The following is a 23,501-nucleotide window of genomic DNA, read 5'->3' as shown; positions in this document are numbered from 1 at the left end:
TACAGTGTGACACATGGGGTCCGAGTGTCACACCTCCGAAGCGCCACCGGTGGTCCGCGGCCAGCGGGTGGAGGACGAGGTCCTGCTCGCCGCGGCCAAGGACTGCGTGCTGGCCGTCGGCGTGCGCCGCACCACGCTCACCGAGGTCGCCCGGCGGGCCAGGGTGAGCCGGATGACCCTGTACCGGCGCTTCCCCGACGTCACCAGCCTGGTCGCCGCGCTGCTCACCCGCGAGTTCCGCGGCCTGCTCAGCGCGGTCGCCGCCGAGGCCGCCGCGGAGCCCAACGCACGGGCCCGGCTGGTCGCCGGGGCGGTGGCCGCCGGGCACGCGGTCGCGGTGAACCCGCTGATGCGCACCATCCTGGAGGTCGACCCCGAACTGCTGCTGCCCTACCTGGTGCAACGGGTGGGCAGCACCCAGCGGCTGGCCGAGCAGTTCCTGCGCGAACAGGTCCTCGCCGGGCACGCGGACGGCTCGGTGCGGCCAGGCGACGTGGCCGCGCAGTGCCGGCTGCTGTTCCTGATGGTGCAGTCGGTGGTGTTCTCGCTACGCCTGGCCGTGGCCGAACCGGACGAGACCGGTCTGCTGGCCGAGCTGCGGCACGGCCTGGACGCGGTGCTGCGCCCATGACCGTGCCCACGCTGCCCGCCGGATCCCTGCGCGCGACCTCGCTCAACGCCACCCGGCGGGCCGGTGACCTGGCCTGGCTCGCCGCCGGGCACCAGGTCGACCTGCTCGTGGTCGGCGGCGGCGTCACCGGCGCCGGGGTCGCCCTGGACGCGGCCGCCCGCGGCTTGTCCGTGGCCCTGGTCGAGGCGCACGACCTGGCCTTCGGCACCTCCCGGTTCTCCAGCAAGCTGGTGCACGGCGGCCTGCGCTACCTGGCCAAGGGCGATGTGGCCCTGGCCAGGGAGAGCGCGGTCGAACGCGGCCTGCTGATGACCCGCACCGCCCCGCACCTGGTGCGCACCCTGCCCCAGCTCATCCCGCTGCACCGCAATGCCCGCGGCGCCGGGGTCAGCCGCGGCAACGAGACCGTGCTGATGACCGGACTGCGTGCCGGTGACCTGCTGCGACGCACCGCGGGCACGCCAGGAGCCCTGCTGCCGCCGCCCCGCCGGGTACCGGCCGCCGAGGCACTGGCGCTGGCCGGCGGCCTGCGGGTGAGCGGACTGCGCGGCGGCCTGCTCTCCTACGACGGCCAGCTGGTCGACGACGTGCGCCTGGTGGTCGCGCTGGCCCGCACCGCGGCCGGATTCGGCGCCCGGATCATCACCAGGGCCAAGGCGCTCAGCCTGGACGGTTCGGGCGGCGAGATCGTGGACGGGCTCACCGGCGCGACCGTCACCATCCGGGCCAAGGCCGTCGTCAACGCCACCGGGGTGTGGGCCGACCGCCTGGTCCCCGGGGTCCGGCTGCGGCCCTCCCGGGGCTCCCACCTGGTGCTGGACGCGGGCACGGTGGGCATCGGCGGCACCTCGCTGACCGTGCCGGTGCCCGGCGAGCGCAACCGGTTCGCGCTGCTGCTGCCCCAGCTCGACGGCCGGGTCTACCTCGGCCTCACCGACGAACCCATGGACGGCCCGGTGCCGGAGGTGCCCGAGGTCCCGCAGGCCGATGTGGACTTCCTGCTGGACGTGGCCAACACCGTGCTGGCCCGGCGGCTCGGCCCGGCCGATGTGCTCGGCGCGTTCGCCGGTCTGCGCCCCTTGATCGATCTTCCGGGTACTCGTGGCCGCACCGCGGACCTCTCCCGCAAACACGCCGTGCTCACTTCGCCGGACGGAGTTACCACGGTGGTGGGCGGCAAACTCACCACCTACCGGAAAATGGCCGCGGACGCGGTGGACGCCGCGATCACCCGCCGTGGCCTGACCGCGGGCCCCTCGCGCAGCACCCAGGTCCCGCTGGTCGGCGCCGCGCCAGCCGAATATCTGTCCACAATGGAGGCTGCGCCGCGGCTGGTTGCCCGCTATGGCGCGGAAGCCGTGCGACTGTCCGCATTGGCCCAGCTCGACCCCAGACTGGGCGCCGAGGTCGCCGACGGACTCGGGGTCACCGCGGCCGAGGTGGTGTGGGCGGTGCGGCACGAGGGCGCGCTGGACGCCGACGACGTGCTGGACCGGCGCAGCCGGATCGGCCTGGTGCCCGCGGATCGCTTGCGGGCCTTGGACTCCGTCACCGAGCTGGTGCGCAGGGCACACGAGGGACTCTGACGACACAGCGTAGCCGCCGCCGGTAATTTGCTTGCGGCGTCATTCAAACGGGTTGTCTTGGCGGCGTTTTCGCCGCAACGACAAGCATTTCCGGCTTGAATCCTGTCACCTTGGGGAAAGCACCGCCTTGGACCCTCCACAAAGGACGGCCCCCTGCGGCCCACGTCCGCGGTGTCCCGTCATCACCGGTGTTCGCAGCCACCGTGACAGGAGTGAAACGCGATGAATTACGCAGATCTGGCGCCCGCGGTGGAGCAGCAGGTGCTCGCCACGGTGACCGAGCTGCTCACGGCCGTGATCGGCCAGGAGTACGCGCAGAGCATCGAGATCGAGATGGACACCTCGTTCAACGAGGACCTGGAGCTGGAGAGCATCGAGTTCGTCGCGCTCTCGGCCAAGCTGCGCGAGCACTACGGCAGCCGGGTCAACTTCGCCGCCTTCCTGGCCGACAAGGACGTGGCCGAGACCGTCGGGCTGACCGTCGGCCACCTGGTCCGCTACCTCGCCGACTGCCTGGCAGGCGAGCGCGGGGCCGCCCCATGACCGAGGTCAGGGCGAACAACCTCACCTTCCACGTCCAGCCCCTGGCCACGCCGGAGACTCGCCCCGACGCCCCGCTGGTGGTCTTCCTGCACGGCCTGGTCGTGGACAACCTCTCCGGTCTCTACCTCACCCTCGCCACCCCCGCGGCCACCGCCGGCGCGCGCACCCTCTGCTATGACCTGCGCGGCCACGGCCGCAGCGAACGGCCGCCGACCGGCTACACCCTGGACGATTCGGTCACCGACCTGCACGCGCTGCTGGACGCCCTCGGCGAGCACCGCCCGGTCCGGCTGGTCGGCAACAGCTACGGCGGCCTGCTCGCGCTGGCCTTCGCCGCGCACTGCCCGGACCGGGTGGAGAAGATCATGCTGATCGAGTCCCTGGTGCCCACCCCGGGCTGGGGCGAGCGGATGGCCGACACCCTCACCGACGCCGCCGCCGGGGCCTTCGACCACAACTTCACGCACATGACCGGCCGCAAGTGGGACCGGACGGTCAACCAGGTCGAGCAGCTCATCGGGCACACCAGCATGGTCTCGGACATGGGTGGGCAGGAGCCGTTCAGCCCGGAGCGCTACGCCACGGTGAGCATGCCGGTGCTGGCCGTCTACGGGTCCGAGTCCGAGCTGCTGCCGGAGGTCAGCGTGTTGCAGAAATACCTGCCGCAGCTGGAGCTGGAGATCCTGCCCGAGCAGTCGCACATGCTGCTGACCAGGGCGACCGGCCTGGTCAGGGAAGTGCTGGCCAGGTGGTTGCGGTGAGCAGGGTGCTGTTCGTGGTGCCGCCGCTGGCCGGGCACACCCTGCCCACGGTGGCGCTGGGCCACGAGCTGGCCGCGCGCGGGCACGAGGTCGCCTGGGTCGGGCACCGCGAGGTGATCGCCCCGCTGCTGCCCGACCCGGACCGGCTCATCCCGGTGCAGCGCGGGCCGGATGACTGGCTGACCGAGGTGGTCGCCCGCTCGCACGGCTTACGCGGGCCGGCCGCCTTCCAGTTCCTCTGGCGGGACTTCCTGATCCCGCTCGCCGAGTCCAGCCTGCCCGGGGTGACCCAGGCGGTCGGCCGGTTCGGCCCCGACCTGCTGGTGGTGGACCAGCAGGCGCTGGCCGGTGGCGTGGTCGCCCGGCGGCACGGGCTGCCCTGGATCACCTCGGCCACCACCTCCGCGGAACTGACCGACCCGTTCGCCACCGTGCCCAAGTTCGGCGCCTGGGTGCGCGAACAGCTGGACGGGCTGCAACGCGCGCACCGGGTGCCGCTGGCCGTGGCCGAACGCGGGGATCTGCGCTTCTCCGAGCACCTGGTGCTCGCCTACACCACCCGCTGCCTGGTCGGCGCGCAACACGAGTTCCCCGACCACTACGCCTTCGTCGGCCCCTCGATCGGTTTCCGGGCCGGCACCGTGGACTACCCGTGGCACTGGCTGGACGGGCGGCGGCAGCACCTGCTGGTCACCCTGGGCACGGTGGACCGGGAGAACGGGGCCCGCTTCCTCAACGCGGTGCTCGCCGCGGTCGAGCCGCTGGGCTCCCGATTGCAGGTCACCATCGCCGCGCCCCCGAAGTTGTTTGGAGAACTTCCGGCCCATGTGCTGGTGCGGGAGTTCGTGCCCCAACTGGAGGTGTTGGCCAGGACCGACGCGGTGGTATGCCATGGCGGGCACAACACGGTGTGCGAGTCACTCGCGCATGGCCTGCCACTGGTGGTCGCACCGATCCGCGACGACCAGCCGACCATCGCCAACCAGGTGGTGGCAGCGGGGGCGGGACGCCGGGTGCGGTTCGGCCGGGTCGGACCGGCCGAGCTGCGGGAGTCGATCCTGGATGTGCTGACCTTCCCTGGGTACCGAGCGGCGGCCGAACGTATCCGGGCGTCCTTCGCCGACGCCGGTGGCACCGCGGCGGCGGCCGACCAGGTGGAGATGCTGACATGAGTTCGATGCTGGGCTGGCTGCCGGTGATCACGATGATCGCCTTGGTGCTCAACGGTTTCCGGTTGCGCGGACAGCTTGGCTGGCTGCCTGTGCTCGACGATGAGGAACCCGGCCCGCACGGCCGGTTCCAGTTCGTGGTGGCCGAGGGCGCCGTGCTACCGGAGCGGACCAGGGCCGCGGCCGAGGACTGGGCGCGGCGGCAGGGCCTGGCCGTGCTGGACCTGATCCCGGGTGATCTCGGGGTGCCCCGGGCCCTGGACCTGGCCCGCGCGGGGCTGGGCAAGGACTTCCTGGCCAACCGGCTGGCCGTGGCGGGCGGGGCCGGGCACGCGCTGCTGGTCGCGCCGCGGGTGGCCGAACGCGAGGAACTGACCGCGGACCCGGACACCGTGACCACCGCCGGACTCACCGCCCGGCTGAAGCGATTGGCCTGCACCGCAACGGATTTCGCGGTCGCACCCGGACTCGGCGGGCTGCCGGAGTCCCCGGCCCAGCGCGCGGCGCGGCTGCGCGCCGAACGCGGGATGTTCCGCGCCGTGCTGCCACCGCTGGTCTGCTACGCCGCGCTGCTCACCTCCGTTGTCGCACAACCGATCCTGGGCCTGGGCGCGCTCGCGCTGTTCAGCCTGCAGCCCTACCTGGTCTTCGCGAGCAGCCCGATCCGCCCGGCCGACCTGCACCGGCAGGTCGCGCTGCGGCTGCTGCGCGATCCGGCGAACTGGGCCCGCACGCTGGCCGCGTTGTGGCGCACCAGGACCCGTGGCGACCGGGTGGCCGACCTGCGCGCCGCCTACGCCGCCGAACTCGCCCAGGGCACCGAACGCTTCTTCGAGTCCCGTCGCCCTGACTGCCCGTGGTGCGGATCGGACCAGTTGTCCCCGCACGTGCGCTGCGCCGACCTGGTGCTGAACAAGCCCGGCCGGTTCACCCTGGAACGCTGCGCGGGCTGCGGGCACGTGTTCCAGAACCCCCGGCTGAACCTGGCCGGCCTCGACTTCTACTACCGCGACTGTTACGACGGCGAGGGCGCGCGCACCGCGGAGACCGCGTTCTCCTCGGGTCCCGCGGTGTACCGGCGGCGGGCCGAGATGCTGGCCCCGTTCACCACCCCGAAGACCTGGCTGGACGTGGGCGGCGGACACGGGCACTTCGCCAACCTGGCCCGCGAGGTCTGGCCGGAGACCGCCTTCGACGGCCTGGACCTGGGCGCGGGCATCGAGGAGGCGGCCCGGCGCGGCTGGGTGGACCGCGGCTACCGCGGTCAGTTCCCGGAGCTGGCCGCCGAACTCGCCGGGCGCTACGACGTGCTCAGCATGTTCCACTACCTGGAGCACACCAGGGAGCCCTTCGAGGAGCTGGACGCGGCGGCGAAGGTGTTGTCCGCCGGGGGTTTCCTGCTCATCGAGGTGCCCAACCCGGCCTCCCGCTACGGGCGGCTGCTGCGCACCTACTGGATGCCCTGGTTCCCGCCGCAGCACCAGCACATGATCCCCAGGGAGAACCTGGTGCGCGCGCTGACCGAACGCGGTTTCGCCGTGGTGGCCCAGGATCGCGGCCGCGCGGACCAGTCGATGGACCTCACCATGGCGCTCGCGCTGGGCCTGAACCGGCTGGCCCGCAACCCGAACCAGCCCTGGCGGCCGGCACCGGCGACCTGGTGGCGGCGGGCCCGGTACCGGGTGATCATGCTGGCCGGCGCGCCGCTGCTGGTGCTGAGCTGGCTGACCGACAAGCTGGCGCACCAGGTGATCAAGCGCGGCAACGGCGGCAACGCCTACCGGGTGCTTGCCCAGCGGGCCGGTTAGCCGCTGCGTTTCCCGGCGCGGGGTGTCAGGCTGCTCACGACGGCCCGGAATCAGCTCGATTATCGGCTGGCTGGGAGATAGTGGACACCGGCACCCGCGCCGAGGGCGCGAAGTGGACAACCGAGAGGACAACGCCGTGGCTGAGGCAGTGCTGGAGATCGATCGGGTCTCCAAGCGCTATGGCGAGGTAGTCGCCCTGCGGGAGATGACCTTCTCGATCGGGGCCGGTGAGCTGTTCGGCTTCGTCGGCAGTAACGGCGCGGGCAAGACCACCACCATGCGCATCGCGCTGGGTGTGCTGGCCGCCGATTCCGGACAGGTGCGCTGGAACGGGCGCCCGGTGGACTTCGAGACCCGGCGCAACATCGGCTACATGCCGGAGGAACGCGGCCTGTACCCGAAGATGAAGGTGCTGGAGCAGCTGGTCTACCTGGCCGAACTGCACGGGCTTTCCGCCAAGGGCGCGCGCAAGGCGGCCGAGGAGTGGACCGAGCGGCTGGGGCTGGCGCAGCGGCGGGACGAGGAGGTCCAGAAGCTCAGTCTGGGCAACCAGCAGCGGGTGCAGCTGGCCGCGGCGCTGGTGCACGATCCCGAGGTGCTGGTGCTGGACGAGCCGTTCTCCGGGCTGGACCCGGTGGCGGTGGACGTGATGAGCCAAGTGCTGCGGGAGAAGTGCGCGGCCGGGGTGCCGGTGATGTTCTCCAGCCACCAGCTCGACCTGGTGGAGCGGCTCTGCGACCGGGTCGGGATCATCCGAAGTGGACAGATGGTGGTCAACGGCAAGGTGGCCGAGCTGCGCACCGGCGGCAGCGAGCGCTACCTGCTCGACCTGCCCTACGCGCCGGCGGACTGGGCCCGCGAGCTGCCAGGGGTCACCGAGCTGAGCGTGGACGGGTCCCGGTTCCTGATCGAGCTGGCGCCCGGCACGGACAGCCAGAGCGTGCTGGCCGCGGCGGTGCGCACCGGCGAGGTGCGTGAGTTCAGCCCGCACCGCCCCACGCTGACCGAACTGTTCCGCAACGTCGTCACCGAGGGATCCCCGGCATGAGCAGCAGCCCCCTGACCCCGGCCCGCGCGGTGTGGCTGGTGGCCCGCCGCGAGCTGAACACCCGGGTGCGCTCCAAGTCCTTCGTGATCAGCACCCTGGTGATCATCGCGCTGATCGGCGCCTACGTCGGCCTCATCTACTTCATCAGCCAGTCCAACTCCAAGAGCACGGTCGGTCTGACCGGTCAGGCCAGCGCGGTGGCCGAGCAGCTCAAGGCCACCGCCAAGGGCTTCGGCGAGCAGGTGGACACCATCGAGGTGCCGGACGCAGCCGACGGCGAGCGGCAGCTCAAGGACGGCGCGATCGACGTGCTGGTCAGCGGCGCGCCCGGGTCGCTGCGGGTGCTGGTGAAGAGCAACCTCAACGACGCGGTGCGCGGCAGCCTGGACGAGGTGGTCCGGCAGCAGGCCCTGGACGCCCAGCTGGCCCAGGCCCAGGCCGTGCTGGACCCGGCGCAGGTGCGCCGGACGCTGGCCGAGGCCAGGGTGCAGGTGGACAAGATCGAGCCGGAGGATCCGGAACGCGGCCAGCGGCTGGGCATCGCGATCGGCCTCACCGCGCTGCTCTACATGTCGCTGATGATCTTCGGCATGGCGGTGGCGCAGGGCGTGGTGGAGGAGAAGTCCAGCCGGGTGGTCGAACTGCTGCTGTCCACGGTGCGGCCGTGGCAGTTGCTGGCGGGCAAGGTCGCCGGGATCGGCCTGGCCGGCCTGTTGCAGATGAGCGTGATCACCGCGGTGGCGCTGACCGCGGCCACCGGCACCGGCCAGCTCACCCTGCCCGGCGGGCAGATCACCGGCACCCTGGTGACCGGGGTGCTGTGGTACCTGGCCGGGTTCTTCACCTTCGGCACCCTCTTCGCCGCCTCGGCCGCGCTGGTCGCCCGGCAGGAGGAGGTCGGCTCGGTGGTGCAGCCGGTGATGATGGCCGCGGTGCTGCCCGCGGTGCTGACCTTCCTGATGCTGCCGCGCAGCCCGGACAGCGTGCTGCTCGAAGTGCTGTCCATGATCCCGCCGTTCGCGCCGATCATCATGCCCGCGCGGATCGCGATGGGCGTGGCGCCGGGCTGGGAGATCGCGGTGTCGGTGGTGCTCACGGTGGCCGGGCTGTTCGCCTTCATCCGGCTGGCCGGGCGGATCTACTCCAGCGCGGTCCTGCGCACCGGCGGCCGGGTCAAACTGCGAGACGCCCTCAAGTCAGCCTGAAGCACCCCACCGTGTTGGCCGTTTTCGTACGGTGTGTTGGCCGTTGTGGACGGTGTGTTGGCCGGTTGGCGTACCAGTTCGGCCAAGACTAGGTACGACAACGGCCAACACGCCGGTGGGGTGTGGAACGGGTCTGGTGGCCGATCGGCCGATGTGGGCGGCTGGCATGATCGACAAGGTGTCGGTTGTGCGGTTGATGATCTCGTTGCTGGCGGTGGCCACTGTGCTCGGCACGGCCCCGGCCGCGGTGGCGGAACCTGGCCTGGACTGGCGGCTGTGCAAGGACATCGCCAAGGACTGGTCGCCGGAGGACCTGCGCACCGAGTGTGCCATGGTGACCGTGCCGGTGGACTACGCGCGGCCGGACGGGCGGCGCATCGGCATCGCGGTCTCCCGGGTGAAGGCCACCGATCCGGCCCGCCGCCGGGGTGTGGTGGTGTTCAACCCTGGCGGTCCTGGGCATGCCGGGATCACCCAGCCGGGGCTGATCAGCGAGAGCAAGGCGGCCGGGATCGGCCGGGAGCACGACCTGATCGGCTTCGACCCGCGCGGCGTGCAGTACAGCGCGGATGTGCCCTGCCCGCGCGAACCGGGTGACACCGCCGAACCGCCGCCGTCCTTGTCCGACAAGGAGAAGGCCCGGTTCGTCTTCGAGCGCACCGCCAGGGTGAACCGGCGGTGCGTCGGGCTGGACACCGAGTTCGTGCGCAACCTGACCACCGAGAACATCGCCAGGGACGTGGACCGGATCCGGATCGCCCTGGGCGAGCGGAAGATCGGCTTCTACGGGGTGTCCTGGGGCACCGCGCTGGGCGCGAGTTACCGCAGCCAGTTCGACCGGCACGTGGACCGGATGCTGCTGGACTCGGTGATGACCCCGACCCTGAGTCTGTCCACAATGGACGATGGGCAGGTGGCCGTGGGCGAGCGGTCCGTGCACGACTTCGCCGGCTGGCTGGCCCAGCGCGACCGCGAGTACCGCTTCGGCCGCACCCAGGCCGCGGTGCTGGCGGCGCTGAAGCAGTTGCGGGACAAGCACGGCGAGCAGGCGCAGCAGCACCTGGCCGGGCCGCGCCGGGACTGGCCGCGGGCGGCCGCGGCGCTGGCCGCGCTGCGCGAGGGCGGCGGGGCGGAGCGCTCCGGCTGGGACACCACGCCCAATGGCGGCAACTCCTTCCAGCAGACCGCGGTGCTGTGCAACGCCTCGACCAGCGCCCGCGACTTCGAGACGACCTATCGGCTGCGCCAGGAACGGATCCAGAAGTATCCGATCGTGGGCGCCCCCGGCTTCTGGGACGGCACCTGCGCGGGCTGGGAGCTGCCGGTGCGGCCCTGGGAGTTCACGCCGGGGAACAGTCCGCTGCAACTGGTCGGGCACCGGTTCGAGCCGGTCACCCCGTACGAGTGGACCGGGCTGATGCGGGAACGGATCGGCGGCGCGGTGCTCACCGTCGAGGACGACCACCACGGTTCGCTGTCCGGACTGCCCTGCGCGGCCAGGGCGGTGGAGTTCTTCCGCACCGGCCGCACCAGCTCGGGGTCCTGCCCCGGCGCCTAGTCCCTGGTGGCCGCGTACCTGGCCAGCGCGACCTCGCGTTCCTCGGCGTGGTCCACGATCGGCGCCGGGTAGCCGGGCACCTCGCCGGGCTGGTGCACCCGTTTCCCTGGCACACCACGGAGTTCGGGCACGTACCGGCGCACGTAGTCCCCGGCCGGGTCGAAGCGTTCGCCCTGGGTGACCGGGTTGAACACCCGGAAGTACGGGGCCGCGTCGGTGCCGCAGCCCGCGGTCCACTGCCAGCCGTGCTGGTTGGAGGCCAGGTCGCCGTCCACCAGGTGCCGCATGAAGTGCCGGGCCCCGCGCCACCACGGCTGATGGAGGTCCTTCACCAGGAAGCTGGCGGTGATCATGCGGACCCGGTTGTGCATCCAGCCCTCGGCCAGTAGCTGGCGCATGCCCGCGTCCACGATCGGGAAGCCGGTCCGGCCCAGCCGCCAGGCGGTGAACAGGTCTTCGTCGGTGTTGTGCTCGATACGGTCGAAGCGGCGGTCGTAGTTGCCGCGGGCGGTGTCCGGGCGGTGCCAGAGCACATCGGCGTAGAACTCCCGCCAGGCCAGCTCGCTGCGGTAGGTCTCCGCGCCTTCACCTTCCCGCCCGGCCAGTTCGGCGAGCAGGGTGCGCGGGTGCAGCTGGCCCCAGCGCAGGTAGGCCGAGATCCGGCTGGTGCCGTCGATGTCGGGCCGGTCCCGCCGTTCCGCGTACCTGGTCACCCGTTCGTCCACAAAGGACTCCCAAGCGGCCAGCGCGGCCCGCTCCCCCGCCGGTGGCAACACGATCCCGCCGAGGTCCTCCTCCGTGGGGATCGGCACGCCGCCCTCAGGTGCGATCCAGTCCACTGTGGACACATCCGTGGCCGCGGGCGCCCGCCAGCCGTGGGTGGTCCAGGCGCGACGGAAGGGGGTGAAGACCTTGAACGGGGTGCCGTCGCCCTTGCGCACCCGGCCGGGCGTCACCGCGTACGGCGAACCAGTGCGGACGAACTCGATCCCCTTGTCCGCCAAGGCTTTCTCAACCCGCTCGTCCCGGACCCGGCCGTACGGCCCGGTGTCCGCGGACACGTGCACGCTGCCCGCGCCGACCGCCGCCGCGATCCTGGGGATCTCCGCGGCCGGATCGCCGCGCAGCACCAGCAGGCGGCCGTCGAGCTGCTCGTCCAGCGCGTGCAGGCTCCGGTAGAGGAAGTTCCGGCGCACCGGCCCGGACGGGCGGAGCAGGGCGTCGTCGAGCACGAACACCGCGAGCGCGGCCGGGGACCGCTGGGCCAGGGCCAGCAGGGCCGCGTGGTCGCCGAGTCGCAGGTCCCGCCGGAACCACAGCACAGCCGTCATGCCGGGAAGGTACCCACAGCAAACAGCCCCGGCACATCCGCAGGGGATGCGAACCGGGGCCGCTTCTGTGGGGTCAGGCGATCAGCGGGCGGTGATCGGCGCGTAGTCGCGTTCGCCAGCGCCGATGTAGACCTGGCGCGGACGGCCGATCTTACGAGCGGGGTCCTTGATCATTTCCTGCCACTGCGCGATCCACCCAGGCAGCCTGCCCAGCGCGAACAGCACGGTGAACATGCGGGTCGGGAAGCCCATGGCCTTGTAGATCAGGCCGGTGTAGAAGTCGACGTTCGGGTACAGCTTGCGCTCGACGAAGTAGTCGTCGCTGAGCGCGTACTCCTCCAGCTTGAGCGCGATGTCCAGCAGCGGGTCCTGCACACCCAGCTTGCCCAGCACGTCGTCCGCGGTCTTCTTGATGATCGCCGCGCGCGGGTCGTAGTTCTTGTAGACCCGGTGGCCGAAGCCCATCAGGCGGACGCCGTCCTCCTTGTTCTTGACCTTCTTCACGAACGAGTCGACGTCACCCCCGTCCGCGTGGATCTTGTTCAGCATCTCCAGCACGGCCTGGTTGGCGCCGCCGTGCAGCGGGCCGAACAGCGCGTTGATGCCGGCCGAGACGCTGGCGAACAGGTTGGCCTCCGAGGAGCCCACCAGCCGCACGGTCGCGGTGGAGCAGTTCTGCTCGTGGTCGGCGTGCAGGATGAGCAGCAGGTCGAGGGCGCGGGCCAGCGCCGGGTCGACCTCGTAGGGCTCCGCGGGCAGCCCGAAGGTCATCCGCAGGAAGTTCTCCACCAGGCCGAGGGAGTTGTCCGGGTAGAGGAAGGGCTGGCCGACCGACTTCTTGTAGGCGTACGCCGCGATGGTCGGCAGCTTGGCCAGCAGCCGGATCGTGGTGATGTCCACCTGCTCGTCGTCGAACGGGTTCAGGCTGTCCTGGTAGAAGGTGGACAGCGCGGACACCGCGGAGGACAGCACCGGCATCGGGTGCGCGTCGCGCGGGAAGCCGTCGAAGAAGCGCTTCAGGTCCTCGTGCAGCAGGGTGTGCCTGCTGATCTTGCCGGTGAACTCGTCGAGCTGCGTCTGGGTGGGCAGCTCGCCGTAGATCAGCAGGTAGCTGACCTCGACGAAGCTTGAGCGCGCGGCAAGCTGCTCGATCGGATAGCCGCGGTAGCGCAGGATGCCCGCGTCACCGTCGATGTAGGTGATCTCCGAGGCGCAGGAGGCGGTGTTCACGAAACCGGGGTCGAGGGTGACCATCCCGGTCGTGGAGAGCAGTTTGCCAAGCTCGAAGCCGGGCGCGCCGTCGGTGGCCGAGACCACCGGCATCTGATGCTCCCCGCCCTCATAACGTAGCGCGACGTTGGCTGGTTTCACCGTCGAATCTGGCGCGGTCGTCGCGTCGGGCATGCGAGTCCCTCTCACGCTAAGGCGAGGCGCTTCACGCGCGCGGGGTGGGTTTGCCACCAACCGCAGCAACCGCCTCGTTGGGGTCCTGTCAGTGGTCACGCTAGTGGGCGTTACATCCCAGCGCAGCCGCGTGAGTGGCCTTGCGGCTCATCTGGGACAGGTATCACATAACGCCCGTCCGGTTACCTGAGTGGAACCGGTGGGGTCCAACCTAGGGAATCCGATCGATCAAGACCAGATCCCCGCAGGCCAGCGGGGTACGTGACGTCCACTACAGTGCCAGATGTATCGATCAAGATCGCAAGCGGGTAGTGGAGTACCCGCTAGTAACCGGGGTCACTCAGTGGACTGGACCAGTTGGCCACGCAGGGCCGTTCGGCCACCCACGGTGATTCTTGATCGACCTTGATCCAGCACGGAGAAATATCGGTCCGGTGGGCCGGAACACACCGGAATCCGATATTTCCCAGGGAAAATCCGACCTATTAGCGAGCTTGGAGTTCGGCCGCATACGGCGGCTCGGCCCCGGCCCTGGAACAGGTCAGCGCGGCGGCCCGGCCGGCGAATTCCAGTGCCTGCCGCCACTGCTGCTCGGTCAGCGCGAGCAGCGCCTGCCGGGACAGCGCGCCCTGCTGGGACAGCCAGCCGAGGGTGGCCGCGTGCACGGTGTCGCCGGCGCCGATGGTGTCCACCACGTCCACCGCGGTCGCCGCCGCGCGCACGGTCCGGCCCTCGGCGGTGCGCACGGTCAGGCCCTCGCCGCCGCTGGTGAGCACGACCGCGGCCGGACCGGCGGTGAGCCAGTCCGCGACCGCGGCTGCCGGGTCGCCGTCGGCCAGCCAGGCGGCGTCCTCCACGGACAGCTTGAGCAGGGTGACGTGCGGCAGCCAGCCACGGAACCGGGCCCGGTAGGCATCGGCGTCCGGGATGAGCCCGGCCCGGATGTTGGGGTCCAGCGAGACGAACAGGCCGCGCTGGGCCTCCCGCCGCATCATCTGCTCGTACACGCTCGCGCCGGGCTCCAGCACCAGCGAGAGGGTGCCCAGGGCCAGTGCAGTGGCCCGGGAGTCCAGTGGGCCGGGGTCGGTGACCAGGCGGTCCGCGGTGCCCTCGGTATGGAAGGAGTAGCGGGCCGAGCCGTCCGCGGCCAGGCCGACCACGGCCAGCGTGGTGGGTTCCGCGCCGCGCTGCACGCCGCCGACGTGCACGCCCGCGGTGATCAGCCGGTCCAGCAGCGCGTCGCCGAACTGGTCGGTGGACAGGCGAGACACGAACCCGGTCGGCACGTCCAGGCGGCCCAGCGCCACGGCCACGTTGTACGGCCCACCGCCCAGCCGCGGCAGCAACGGCCCCAGCTCACCGTCCATTGTGGACGGATCGGGGACCAGGTCGACCAGGGCCTCACCGCCGACGATGATCACGAACGGGCTCCTCGCTGGTAGGGGCTGAGCACGACGCCCTCGCCGCGGTGCTCGTCGAAGGTGTAGACCTCGCGGCCGTCCACGAAGACCCGCAGCGCGCGGCTCATCACGTCCAGCGGGTCGCCGGACCACAGCACGATGTCGGCGTCCGCGCCGGGTTTGAGCGAGCCGATCCGGTCTTCCAGGCCGAGCATCCTGGCCGGGTTGACCGTGATGGAGCGCAGCGCGGTGCGCGCGTCCAGGCCCTCCTTGACCGCCAGGGTGGCCTGGTGCACCAGGAAGTGGACGGGCACCACCGGGTGGTCGGTGGTCAGCGCGATCTGCACGCCCGCCTTGGCCAGCAGGCCCGGGTTGCGCAGCGAGCGCTGGCGCAGCTCCACTTTGGACCGGGCGGTGAACAGCGGGCCGATGATCACCGGGATGTCCCGGTCGGCCAGCAGGTCGGCGATCAGGTGCGCCTCGGTGCCGTGGTTGACGATGAGCCGGTAGCCGAATTCCTCGGCCAGTCGCAGCGCGGTGGCGATGTCGTCGGCGCGGTGGCTGTGCTGGGCCCAGGGCAGTTCCCGGTCAAGCACCCGGACCAGAATCTCCAGCGTGGGGTCCCGGTCGAACGGCTTGTTCTCGGCAGCGGCGTGCTCACGCCGGGCCTTGTAGTCCTGGGCCTTGACGAAGGTGTCCCGGATGACCGCGGCCACGCCCATCCGGGTGGACGGCAGCTTCTTCTGGTCGCCGTAGACCCGCTTGGGGTTCTCGCCGAGGGCGCTTTTCACGCTGGCCGGGTTGACCACGACCATCTCGTCCACGGTCCGGCCCCAGCACTTCAGCGCCACGGTCTGGCCGCCGATCGGGTTGCCCGAGCCGGGTTTCACCACCGCGGTGGTGACCCCGCCGGAGAGCGCGTCGGCGAAGCCGGTGTCGGCCGGGTTGATCGCGTCGATCGCGCGCAGCCGGGCGCCGTTGGGGTCGGTCATCTCGTTGGTGTCCTGGCCTGCCCAGCCCTCGGCCTCCTCGTGGATGCCGACGTGCGCGTGGCCCTCGACGAACCCGGGCAGCACCCAGGTGCCCGCCGCGTCCACGACCTGCGCGTCCTCTGGCACCTCCACAGCGTCCTGGGTGCCGACCGCGACGATCTTGCCGTCGCTGATCAGCACCGTTCCGCCGTCGATCGGCTCGCCCTCGACGGGCACCACATATCCACCGGTGATCGCGATGTCCACGGCGGGAACGCTAACGGAGTATGCGGCTGGGCCGAAGGGTCTTGTCCGGTTCGGTCAGGTGATCCGGTCACCCGGTGCGGTCGGTTCGGGCACCTGCGGTTCCAGATCGAACAGGCTGACCTGGTAGCCGCGGGCCCGGCTGCGCAGCGCGGCGCGCACCACGCCGAGGGTGGCGCGGGTCTGCGGCGGCAGCGAGCGGGCCAGCCGTTTGGGCAGCTGGAGCAGGGTGCGGGACTCGCGGTGGGCCAGGCCGAGGCCCCAGCCGGCGATCTCGGCCGGGTTGTCGCAGCCCCAGCGGAAGCTGGCGTTCACGGTCTTCTCGAACACCGGCGCGTCCTGGTTGTCCACCAGCCAGCGCCCCGCGGTGTCGAAGGCCAGGCCGGCGCCGGGGAAGTGCCGGGCCAGTCCGGACAGGGCGAGCCGGACCTGGGCGGGCGGGAAATACAGCAGCACGCCCTCGGCCACGAAGAAGTACGGTCCGGGCAGCTCGCGGACGGCATCCGGCCAGTCCTCGGCCAGCACCGAGGCGCCGAGCAGCTTGCGCCGGTCGCATTCGGTGAAGAACCGGCGGCGCAGGGCCATCGCGTCCGGCAGGTCCAGGTCGACCCAGTGCACCCGTCCGTTGTCCAGTCGCTCGAACCTGGTGTTCAGGCCGGCGCCGATCTCGATCACGGTGCCGCCGGGGTGCGCGTCGATGAACTCGCGCACCCATTCGTCCAGGATCAGCGTGCGCAGCACCGAACCGAGCAGCATCGGCGAGCGGCCGAAGCGGGTGAAGTCGTAGTCGATCCGGGACACCATCCGGGCCGCGGTCTCATCGCGCAGCAGGCCCCGTTTCTTGCCGGTCTCGACCGCGCGGGCGTACAGGGTGGCGAGCAGGGTTTCCTGGACATCGCCCAGCTGCACCTGGATTTGGGCCATTCGGGTAGTGAAACAGCGGCCGGGCGGGGCGGCCAAGGCGACGGGCGGCGTGTTGCCGGGGTTCATCCGCTCGGGCATGCCACCCTGCGCGGCGATGACCGAGCACCCGCGCACCCGCGATGGCCGTCTGCTGCACCGGATCCGCCGTGGTGCGGGCGAACCGGTGGTGGTCTTCGAGTCCGGTATCGGCGCCAACCGCGGCAGCTGGACCCTGGTGGAACCACTGGTCCAGGCGGCCACCCTGGTCTACGACCGGGCCGGGCTGGGCCGCAGCGAGCCCGATCCCGGCGGGCGCACGGTGGCCAGGATGACCGCCGATCTGCTCGATCTCCTTGCCGCCGAAGGGATCCAGCGCGCGGTGCTGGTCGGGCACAGCCTGGGCGGGGTGGTCGTCCGGCACCTCGCGCACCTGCGGCCGGAGCTGGTCGCCGGGCTGGTGCTGGTGGACCAGGTGCAGGAGGAACTGCCGCACTACCACCAGGATCGGCACTTCCGGCTGGTCAGCCTTGGCTACCGGGCCGGTGCGCTGCTGGCCCGCACCGGCCTGTTGAAAGCGTTGCTGGCCGGACGACTGCACCGGGATTTCCCGCCCGCGGCGGCCAAGGAGATCACCGCCGAGGAGCTGAGCCCCGGCTTCCTGCGCACCGCGGCCACCGAGGTGCGCGCGCTGCCCAGCGGCCTGGCCGAGCTGCCGCCGCTGCGCCCGCCGCAGGTGCCGACCACGGTGATCTCGGCGGGCCGCACGGGGCCGGTGGAGAAGAAGTTCCGGCCGCTGCTGATCCGCGCGCACCGGGACTTCGCCGCCGGACTCCCGCACGGCAGGCACGTCCTCGCCGAAGGGTCTGACCACCTGGTCCCGGTGCAGCAACCGGAACTGGTGGCCGCGGAGATCAACCGACTGCTCTGATCCCCCAGCTCCCCGACCAGGTCTGCCCTGGTTCGAGGGTGATCAGGTCCAGGCCGTTGTTCAGCGCGTCCGGCGGGCAGGTCATCGGCTCGATGGCCACCGCCCGGCCCCGGTCCGGGAAGCCGTCGGGGGTGTAGACCTGCACCCAGGAGAACACCGGGTCCGCCCACAGCTCCACGCCGCCGCCGGGGCCGCGCAGCACGTGGTGCACCAGGCCGTCCGCGCCGGGCAGGCAGCCGCCGAAGGCGGTGTCCAGCTCGACGCCGCGCAGTGGGCGGGCGGTGCGGAAGTCCAGGTCGGTGCCGGCGATCGGGGCCGGCGCGCCGGTGGGGATCTTGCGCTCGGGGTCCAGTTCGACCGCGGTGGTGGCGGCCAGTTCCAGGGTGCAGTCGTCGGTGGCGGCCGCGGCCGCCCGCGGGTACGGGTGCGCGCCCACGCCGAACGGGATCTCCCGGTGCCCGCGGTTGGCCACCGTGTGCGTGACGGTCAGGCCCTCGGCGTGCACCCGGTAGGTCACCGTGGCGCGCAGCCGGACCGGCCAGCCGGGCTGCACGTTGACGTCCGCGCCCAGGGTGATCTCCGCGGCGGAGCGGGCTTCCGGCTGCCAGGAGGTGTACCGGAGCAGGCCGTGGCTGGCGTTGCCGCGGGCCGGTTCGGTCAGCGCGAGCTGCTGGGTCTGTCCCGCGTGGGTCCAGCGCCCGCCGCCCACCCGGTTGGGCCAGGGCACCAGGACCGCGCCGCAACCCATCGGCGGAGTGTGCTCATCGGGATAGGTTTCCAGGTAGGGCAGGCCGCCGATCTCCAGGATCCGCGGCGCCGCCCCCACCTCGTTGATCACCGCCCGGACCGGGCCGTCGGTGATCTCGTACTGCTCGCCATTCACCGTCACGGCGAGCAGTCAAACACGGGCTCTAGTTCTTGCCGAGGTTGGCGGCGTCGAAGGTGATCTTGCCGTTGTTCCGGCGGACGAACAGCCAGTTGACGAACCACAGCAGCAGGCCGACGCCGAGCAGGATGCCGGCCAGTTTGTAGTCGTCCCACGGCCGTCCGGAGAACGGCAGCGCCAGGTAAGCGCAGGTCACCGCGCCCAGGATGGGCACGATGGTGGGCGCCCTGAAGTGCTTGTGCCCGGCCTTCTCCTTGCGCAGCACCAGGCAGGCCACGTTGACGATGGTGAACACGATCAGCAGTAGCAGCGCGGTGGTGCCGCCCAGGATGCTGATGTCCAGGGTGGACACCAGGATCACCGCGATGATGCTGGTGAACAGGATCGCGATCCACGGGGTGCGCCGGGTCTGGTGCACCTTGCCGAAGGGCATCGGGATGATCCGCTCGTTGGCCATGCCGTAGACGAGCCTGCTGGCCATCAGCATGTTGATCAGCGCCGAGTTGGCCACCGCGAACATGCCGATGAAGGCGAACAGCGCCAGCGGGAAGGCCGGTGCGCCGATCTGGACCACCTTCAGCAACGCGCTGCTCTTGGCCGCCGCGAGGTCGCCAGCGGGCACCAGCAGCGAGGAGGTGATCGCGACCAGCAGGTAGACCGAGCCCGCGATGCCCATGCCCATCAGCATCGAGCGCGGGAAGATCCGCACCGGGTCCTTGCACTCCTCGGCCATGTTCACCGAGTCCTCGAACCCGACCATGGCGAAGAAGGCCAGCGAGGTGGCCGAGGTGATCGCGATCAGCGTGCTCTGGTCGGCGGTGTTGAACTCGATCAGCCGGGACGGCTCGCCCATCCCGTTGTACACCGCGTAGACGCCGATGCCGATCACGATCAGCAGGCCGGACAGCTCGATGATGGTGAGCACCACGTTGGCCTTGACCGACTCGCCGACACCGCGGAAGTTGATGAAGGCGAGCAGCGCGAGGAACCCGATGGCCACCCACGGGCCGGGGGTCTCCACGAACGCCTTGAGGTAGGTGCCGCCGAAGGCCACCGCCGCCGAGGAGGCCGAGGTGATGCCGGAGCACATCACCGCGAAGGCCACCATGAAGGTCAGGAACGGCATCCGGAAGGCGCGGTTGGTGTACAGCGCCGCGCCCGCGGCCTTCGGGTACTTGCCGACCAGTTCCAGGTAACTGAACGCGGTCAGGAAGGCCACCACGAAGGCCAGCAGGAAGGGCACCCACAGCGCCCCGCCGACCTTGCCTGCCACCGTCCCGGTCAGCGCGTACACACCGGTGCCGAGGATGTCGCCGATCACGAAGAACAGCAGCAGCTTCGACCCGATGGCCCGCTTCAGCTCGGGCTGACCGGCGTTCGTGTCGGGAGCCCCCTGGGCTTTCGCTTCGCTCGCCATAACCAAAAAGTGTGCCTGGTCACAGCGAGTGCTGGGAGCCACCCGACCGTGTTTCGAACTAGGTACACCAAATCGTCACCCTGCTGGGCCGAATGTGCTGAACTACCGGGCATGGGCAAGCGCGCAGTCCTGGTCTCCGCCATGCTGGCCACCGTCGCGGTGGCCTCGGCCTGCACCTCACCGCCGGAACCCGCGCTGGGCGCGCCCGCCCCCGCACTGGAGCGGGACGCGATCGCCTACGACAACCTGGACTTCCAGAAGAGCAGGCCGCCGGTCTTCGACAACACCTGCAAGACGCTGCCGCAGAACATCACCAGCCTGCTCGGGCTGACCGCCATGCCCAAGACCGGGTTCGGCAACTCCTCCTGCATCGGCAAGGAGGAGTGGGGCGAGTACTCCATCGCCCAGTACAAGCAGAGCGACCGCAAGTCCGAGGAGAAGTTCTTCTCCGACGTGTGGAAAGGCGACGACGCCACCGGCCGCTACTTCGAGCGGCTGATCCTGGCCGAGCGCTACTACGCGGTGCAGACCCTGGGCTATGACAACGCCAGCTGCGACCTGGTGGTGGACACCGGCTCGTCCACCCCGTTCAAGGTCACCATGTACGTCCCGGACAAGGACGCCGAGGTGCAGCGCAAGCTGGATGAGAAGTTCGACCCGGTCACCAGCCGGGACCGGCTCTGCCCACGCGCCCGCGAGTTCGCCACCAAGGTGCTGGCCGCCATCGATCCCGACGGCGGCAGCCGCAAGCGCTGAGGCTCAGCCGGCGTCGCGCCTGCTGACCACCAGCCCGCCGAAGCCCAGCAGGCCGAGCCAGAGCAGCACCGAGACGATGGTCTGCGCTGCCCCGGCGCCCAGCCCGGCCATCGCGTAGGCCGCTTCCAGCGGGTAGATCAGGCCGATGATCTCGGGCAGCCCGGCCCTGGCGAAGGTCAGCAGCGGCACCGCCACGAAGAACACGGTGACCGCGGCCGCGGTGTTCGGGATCAGGGTGGCGATCACCATCGCGGACAGCAGCACCAGCGCGGTGGCCAGCCCGATCACGCCGAGCGTCCAGCCGGGCCGCATGCCCAGCCAGTAGGACTGCACGTTCATCGCGGTGCGCGTCTTCACCAGCAGCGGACCGGCGATGAAGGTCACCAGGGTGCCTGCCAGCCACACCCCGACCAGCACCGAGACCTGGGCGAGCATGTAGCGCAGCCGGGAGGGCTGCACCAGCAGCGTCGGCTGCACGCTCTTGTACTGCCATTCCCCGGCGACCAGTTTGATCACCGCGACGAACAGCAGCAGCTGGCCGAGCTGCACGCCGAGCAGGTTGGGCAGGATCTGGTCGGAGGCCGAGCGCAGGTAGAACTGCGGCAGGATGATCAGGCACAGCACGCCGATGAGGAACAGCGGCGCGAAGGCCAGCACGATCTTGTCCGAGCGGGTGCCGACCAGCTTGCGGAACTCCACCAGGACCAGGCGCAGGAAGCTCGCCGGCTTGGCCGCCCGCTCGGCCCACGGGCCGGTGGACAGTGGACCGGAGTGGCCCTGGACCGGCCGGCCGGGCAGTTGACCTGGCTGGCCGGAGGGCACGGCGGGCTGCTGGCCGGTGTGCGGTCCCGGCGAGCCGGGGTGCTGACCGGGATGGAGCGCGGGCTGGCCGCCGGTGTGCGGGCCGGGTGGGAAACCGGGCTGCTGGGGCGGATAGCCCTGCGGACCGGTGGGCTGGGGCGGGTAGCCGCCGGGCATCGGCTGCGGGCCGGTGGGCTGGGGCGGGTAGCCCGGTGCGGGCTGGCCGCCTGGGTAGCCGTGGGTCATGCCGTTCCTCCCCCGGTGAGCCGGAAGAACAGGTCCTCCAGGTTCATCTGTTCCTCGCGCAGGCCCAGCAACGGGATGCCGGCGGCGAAGGTGATGTCGGAGACTTGGTCGACCGAGGCGTGCGCGGCCATCTGGCCGTCTGGCGCGGGCTGGATCGCGATCCCGGCCCGTTGCAGGGTCTCCGCGAGCTTGTTCATGTCCCTGGCACGCACCAGCGAGCGCGAGGAGGTGGTCAGCGTGGACAGTGGGCCGTCGGCGACGATGCGGCCGTTGCCGATCACCAGCACCCGGTCCGCGGTCTGGTCCACCTCGGAGAGCACGTGGCTGGACAGCAGCACCGTGCCGCCCCTGGCCGCGTGCCCGCGCAGCAGGTTGCGCACCGAGCGGATGCCCTCGGGGTCCAGGCCGTTGATCGGCTCGTCCAGCACCAGCAGCGGCGGATCGGTGAGCAACGCGTGTGCGATGCCCAGCCGCTGGCGCATGCCGAGGCTGTACTTGCCGATCTTGCGGGTGGCCGCGTCGGCCAGGCCCACCGTCTCCAGGACCTCGTCCGCGCGCCGGGGTGGCACCCCGGCCAGGGTGGCGGCCATCCGCAGGTGCCCGCGGCCACTGCGGCCAGGGTGCACCGCGGCGGCGTCCAGCAGCACCCCGGCCACGTGCGAGGGGTTGGGCCAGGCGGTGAACGGGCGACCGGCCACCACGGCCCGGCCGGCGTTCGGCACGGTGAGTCCGGTGATCATCCGCAGGGTGGTCGACTTGCCCGCCCCGTTGGGCCCGAGGAAGGCCGTCACGGTGCCGGGCTGGAGTTCGAAACTCACCTGATCGACAACCGTACGTCCCTCATAGGCCTTGGTCAGGCCCCACGCAGTGAGCACCGGCCCACCGTAGCCGCCCTGGCACAACTCGGTGGGCTGATTCCACCGTGTCGGGTATGAGTACGTCCTATGCGGACCATCGCGGTGCTGGACGCGCCAGCCAACCTGGGCCTGCGCCCGCCGGCGCCGGGCACCGTGCCCGGCTGCGCCAAGGCGCCCTGCGCGCTGCGCGACGCGGGCCTGCTGACCAGGCTCGACGCCAGGGACGCCGGCTGCCTGGTGGCCCCGCGCTACGACCGGGGCGACTGGCAGGAAGGCGACGGCGTCTTCCACGCGGCGCAGATCGCGGACTACGCGCGGAAGCTGGCCGACCGGGTCGACGCCATCCACGAACGGGGTGAGCTGGCCCTGGTGCTCGGCGGTGAATGCTCGATCGCGCTCGGCCCGATGCTGGCGCTGCGACGGCGATCCGGCCGGTTCGGACTGGCCTATGTGGACGGTCACTCGGACTTCCGGCACCCGGGCAACTCCGACCGGGTCGGCGCGGCGGGCGGCGAGGTCCTGGCCCTGGTCACCGGTCGCGGGCAGGCCGACCTCACCGATCTGGACGGCCTGCGCCCCCTGGTCGCCGACGCGGACGCGGTGCTGCTGGGCATAGGCCCGGAGGACGAGTCAGACCTCACCGAACTGTCCACAACGGACATCGGCGTGCGCACCGCCAAGGACATCCGGGCGCTGGGCGCACCCGAGGTGGCGGCCTGGACCAGGGACCGCTTCGCCGGGCTGGACGGGTTCTGGATCCACCTGGACGTGGACACCCTGGACGCGAGCCTGATGCCCGCGGTGGACTCGCCCAACCCTGGCGGGCTCACCGCCGCAGAGCTGACCGACCTGCTCGCCGGACTGCTGCATGCGCCGGGCTGCCTCGGCCTGGACCTCGGCATCTACGACCCGGACCTGGACCCCGACGGCCGCTGCGCCGCGCTGCTCACCGGCATCCTGGTGCGGGCACTGGCTTCCCCGACCGGCTGAACCTGGCCTGGCCCACTGGGCACGGACCCGGTGATCAC

At 71.2% G+C, this 23,501-nt stretch carries 21 protein-coding genes; 12 read left to right on the top strand and 9 right to left on the bottom strand.

Annotated features, from left to right (window positions below; translation table 11 throughout):
• The first annotated feature begins 13 nt into the window (after positions 1–13).
• The 9 genes from MZC64_RS09165 (at position 14) to MZC64_RS09125 (ending at position 10,309) form a co-directional block, all read left to right on the top strand.
• Complete coding sequence (locus MZC64_RS09165) at positions 14–631, top strand: TetR/AcrR family transcriptional regulator (RefSeq protein WP_247761600.1); 618 nt, start codon at positions 14–16, stop codon at positions 629–631.
• Between the two features lie 26 nt (positions 632–657).
• Positions 658–2,217: a glycerol-3-phosphate dehydrogenase/oxidase gene (locus tag MZC64_RS09160; protein WP_247761675.1), complete on the top strand. Its 1,560-nt coding sequence runs from the start codon at positions 658–660 to the stop codon at positions 2,215–2,217.
• A 222-nt stretch (positions 2,218–2,439) separates the two neighbouring features.
• Positions 2,440–2,760, top strand: coding sequence for an acyl carrier protein (locus tag MZC64_RS09155; protein WP_247761599.1), 321 nt, complete (start codon positions 2,440–2,442; stop codon positions 2,758–2,760).
• Positions 2,757–3,521, top strand: a complete 765-nt coding sequence (locus tag MZC64_RS09150; RefSeq protein WP_247761598.1) for an alpha/beta fold hydrolase — start codon at positions 2,757–2,759, stop codon at positions 3,519–3,521. The genes MZC64_RS09155 and MZC64_RS09150 overlap by 4 nt, the downstream gene beginning before the upstream one ends.
• Positions 3,518–4,693 (top strand): nucleotide disphospho-sugar-binding domain-containing protein, encoded by a 1,176-nt coding sequence (locus MZC64_RS09145; protein WP_247761597.1) that lies wholly within the window; start codon positions 3,518–3,520, stop codon positions 4,691–4,693. Before MZC64_RS09150 ends, MZC64_RS09145 begins: the two co-directional genes overlap by 4 nt.
• Complete coding sequence (locus MZC64_RS09140; RefSeq protein ID WP_247761596.1) at positions 4,690–6,498, top strand: class I SAM-dependent methyltransferase; 1,809 nt, start codon at positions 4,690–4,692, stop codon at positions 6,496–6,498. Before MZC64_RS09145 ends, MZC64_RS09140 begins: the two co-directional genes overlap by 4 nt.
• 136 nt (positions 6,499–6,634) lie before the next feature.
• On the top strand, positions 6,635–7,546 hold the full coding sequence (locus tag MZC64_RS09135; RefSeq protein ID WP_247761595.1) for an ATP-binding cassette domain-containing protein: 912 nt from the start codon (positions 6,635–6,637) through the stop codon (positions 7,544–7,546).
• Complete coding sequence (locus tag MZC64_RS09130) at positions 7,543–8,751, top strand: ABC transporter permease (protein WP_247761594.1); 1,209 nt, start codon at positions 7,543–7,545, stop codon at positions 8,749–8,751. Before MZC64_RS09135 ends, MZC64_RS09130 begins: the two co-directional genes overlap by 4 nt.
• A gap of 196 nt (positions 8,752–8,947) precedes the next feature.
• Positions 8,948–10,309, top strand: coding sequence for an alpha/beta fold hydrolase (locus MZC64_RS09125; protein ID WP_247761674.1), 1,362 nt, complete (start codon positions 8,948–8,950; stop codon positions 10,307–10,309).
• On the opposite strand, the gene MZC64_RS09120 is transcribed toward MZC64_RS09125, so the two are convergent.
• The 5 genes from MZC64_RS09120 to MZC64_RS09100 all read right to left on the bottom strand — a co-directional run bounded on the left by MZC64_RS09120 (position 10,306) and on the right by MZC64_RS09100 (position 16,603).
• Positions 10,306–11,640: a deoxyribodipyrimidine photo-lyase gene (locus MZC64_RS09120; protein WP_247761593.1), complete on the bottom strand. Its 1,335-nt coding sequence runs from the start codon at positions 11,638–11,640 to the stop codon at positions 10,306–10,308. The genes MZC64_RS09125 and MZC64_RS09120 overlap by 4 nt on opposite strands.
• 81 nt (positions 11,641–11,721) lie before the next feature.
• Positions 11,722–13,044: a citrate synthase gene (locus tag MZC64_RS09115; RefSeq protein ID WP_247761592.1), complete on the bottom strand. Its 1,323-nt coding sequence runs from the start codon at positions 13,042–13,044 to the stop codon at positions 11,722–11,724.
• Positions 13,045–13,529: 485 nt separating this feature from the next.
• Positions 13,530–14,465, bottom strand: coding sequence for a carbohydrate kinase (locus tag MZC64_RS09110; RefSeq protein WP_247761591.1), 936 nt, complete (start codon positions 14,463–14,465; stop codon positions 13,530–13,532).
• Positions 14,462–15,682, bottom strand: a complete 1,221-nt coding sequence (locus tag MZC64_RS09105; RefSeq protein WP_247761590.1) for an amidohydrolase — start codon at positions 15,680–15,682, stop codon at positions 14,462–14,464. Before MZC64_RS09105 ends, MZC64_RS09110 begins: the two co-directional genes overlap by 4 nt.
• 54 nt (positions 15,683–15,736) lie before the next feature.
• Positions 15,737–16,603, bottom strand: a complete 867-nt coding sequence (locus MZC64_RS09100) for a class I SAM-dependent methyltransferase (protein ID WP_247761589.1) — start codon at positions 16,601–16,603, stop codon at positions 15,737–15,739.
• Between the two features lie 94 nt (positions 16,604–16,697).
• Between MZC64_RS09100 and MZC64_RS09095 the strand changes: the two genes are divergently transcribed.
• Complete coding sequence (locus MZC64_RS09095; RefSeq protein ID WP_247761588.1) at positions 16,698–17,510, top strand: alpha/beta fold hydrolase; 813 nt, start codon at positions 16,698–16,700, stop codon at positions 17,508–17,510.
• Here MZC64_RS09095 and MZC64_RS09090 read toward each other — a convergent pair.
• On the bottom strand, positions 17,494–18,399 hold the full coding sequence (locus tag MZC64_RS09090) for an aldose 1-epimerase family protein (RefSeq protein ID WP_247761587.1): 906 nt from the start codon (positions 18,397–18,399) through the stop codon (positions 17,494–17,496). The two genes, MZC64_RS09095 and MZC64_RS09090, sit on opposite strands and share 17 nt — an antisense overlap.
• Positions 18,400–18,421: 22 nt before the next feature.
• Positions 18,422–19,813: an APC family permease gene (locus MZC64_RS09085; RefSeq protein WP_247761586.1), complete on the bottom strand. Its 1,392-nt coding sequence runs from the start codon at positions 19,811–19,813 to the stop codon at positions 18,422–18,424.
• A 111-nt stretch (positions 19,814–19,924) separates the two neighbouring features.
• On the opposite strand from MZC64_RS09085, the gene MZC64_RS09080 reads away from it, so the two are divergent.
• A complete protein-coding gene (locus MZC64_RS09080) occupies positions 19,925–20,569 on the top strand; it encodes a hypothetical protein (protein WP_247761585.1) in 645 nt (214 codons plus the stop codon).
• A 3-nt stretch (positions 20,570–20,572) separates the two neighbouring features.
• Here MZC64_RS09080 and MZC64_RS09075 read toward each other — a convergent pair whose 3' ends face one another.
• Both MZC64_RS09075 and MZC64_RS09070 read right to left on the bottom strand, forming a co-directional pair.
• Positions 20,573–21,616: a hypothetical protein gene (locus tag MZC64_RS09075; protein WP_247761584.1), complete on the bottom strand. Its 1,044-nt coding sequence runs from the start codon at positions 21,614–21,616 to the stop codon at positions 20,573–20,575.
• On the bottom strand, positions 21,613–22,491 hold the full coding sequence (locus MZC64_RS09070) for an ABC transporter ATP-binding protein (protein WP_247761583.1): 879 nt from the start codon (positions 22,489–22,491) through the stop codon (positions 21,613–21,615). Before MZC64_RS09070 ends, MZC64_RS09075 begins: the two co-directional genes overlap by 4 nt.
• Positions 22,492–22,560: 69 nt before the next feature.
• Between MZC64_RS09070 and MZC64_RS09065 the strand changes: the two genes are divergently transcribed.
• A complete protein-coding gene (locus tag MZC64_RS09065) occupies positions 22,561–23,463 on the top strand; it encodes an arginase family protein (RefSeq protein WP_247761582.1) in 903 nt (300 codons plus the stop codon).
• Positions 23,464–23,501: the final 38 nt, after the last annotated feature.

This window comes from Crossiella sp. S99.2 (assembly GCF_023094165.1).
Taxonomy (GTDB): domain Bacteria; phylum Actinomycetota; class Actinomycetes; order Mycobacteriales; family Pseudonocardiaceae; genus Crossiella.
This window is presented reverse-complemented; position numbering and strand designations above follow the sequence as displayed.

Excerpts from the sequence above, each read along its gene's own strand:
- MZC64_RS09165 (WP_247761600.1), top strand. The coding sequence starts at position 14 with ATGGGGTCCGAGTGTCACACCTCCGAAGCGCCACCGGTGGTCCGCGGC.
- MZC64_RS09155 (WP_247761599.1), top strand. The coding sequence starts at position 2,440 with ATGAATTACGCAGATCTGGCGCCCGCGGTGGAGCAGCAGGTGCTCGCC.
- MZC64_RS09150 (WP_247761598.1), top strand. The coding sequence starts at position 2,757 with ATGACCGAGGTCAGGGCGAACAACCTCACCTTCCACGTCCAGCCCCTG.
- MZC64_RS09140 (WP_247761596.1), top strand. The coding sequence starts at position 4,690 with ATGAGTTCGATGCTGGGCTGGCTGCCGGTGATCACGATGATCGCCTTG.
- MZC64_RS09130 (WP_247761594.1), top strand. The coding sequence starts at position 7,543 with ATGAGCAGCAGCCCCCTGACCCCGGCCCGCGCGGTGTGGCTGGTGGCC.
- MZC64_RS09125 (WP_247761674.1), top strand. The coding sequence starts at position 8,948 with ATGATCTCGTTGCTGGCGGTGGCCACTGTGCTCGGCACGGCCCCGGCC.
- MZC64_RS09120 (WP_247761593.1), bottom strand. The coding sequence starts at position 11,640 with ATGACGGCTGTGCTGTGGTTCCGGCGGGACCTGCGACTCGGCGACCAC.
- MZC64_RS09115 (WP_247761592.1), bottom strand. The coding sequence starts at position 13,044 with ATGCCCGACGCGACGACCGCGCCAGATTCGACGGTGAAACCAGCCAAC.
- MZC64_RS09100 (WP_247761589.1), bottom strand. The coding sequence starts at position 16,603 with ATGGCCCAAATCCAGGTGCAGCTGGGCGATGTCCAGGAAACCCTGCTC.
- MZC64_RS09095 (WP_247761588.1), top strand. The coding sequence starts at position 16,698 with ATGACCGAGCACCCGCGCACCCGCGATGGCCGTCTGCTGCACCGGATC.
- MZC64_RS09085 (WP_247761586.1), bottom strand. The coding sequence starts at position 19,813 with ATGGCGAGCGAAGCGAAAGCCCAGGGGGCTCCCGACACGAACGCCGGT.
- MZC64_RS09080 (WP_247761585.1), top strand. The coding sequence starts at position 19,925 with ATGGGCAAGCGCGCAGTCCTGGTCTCCGCCATGCTGGCCACCGTCGCG.
- MZC64_RS09075 (WP_247761584.1), bottom strand. The coding sequence starts at position 21,616 with ATGACCCACGGCTACCCAGGCGGCCAGCCCGCACCGGGCTACCCGCCC.
- MZC64_RS09065 (WP_247761582.1), top strand. The coding sequence starts at position 22,561 with ATGCGGACCATCGCGGTGCTGGACGCGCCAGCCAACCTGGGCCTGCGC.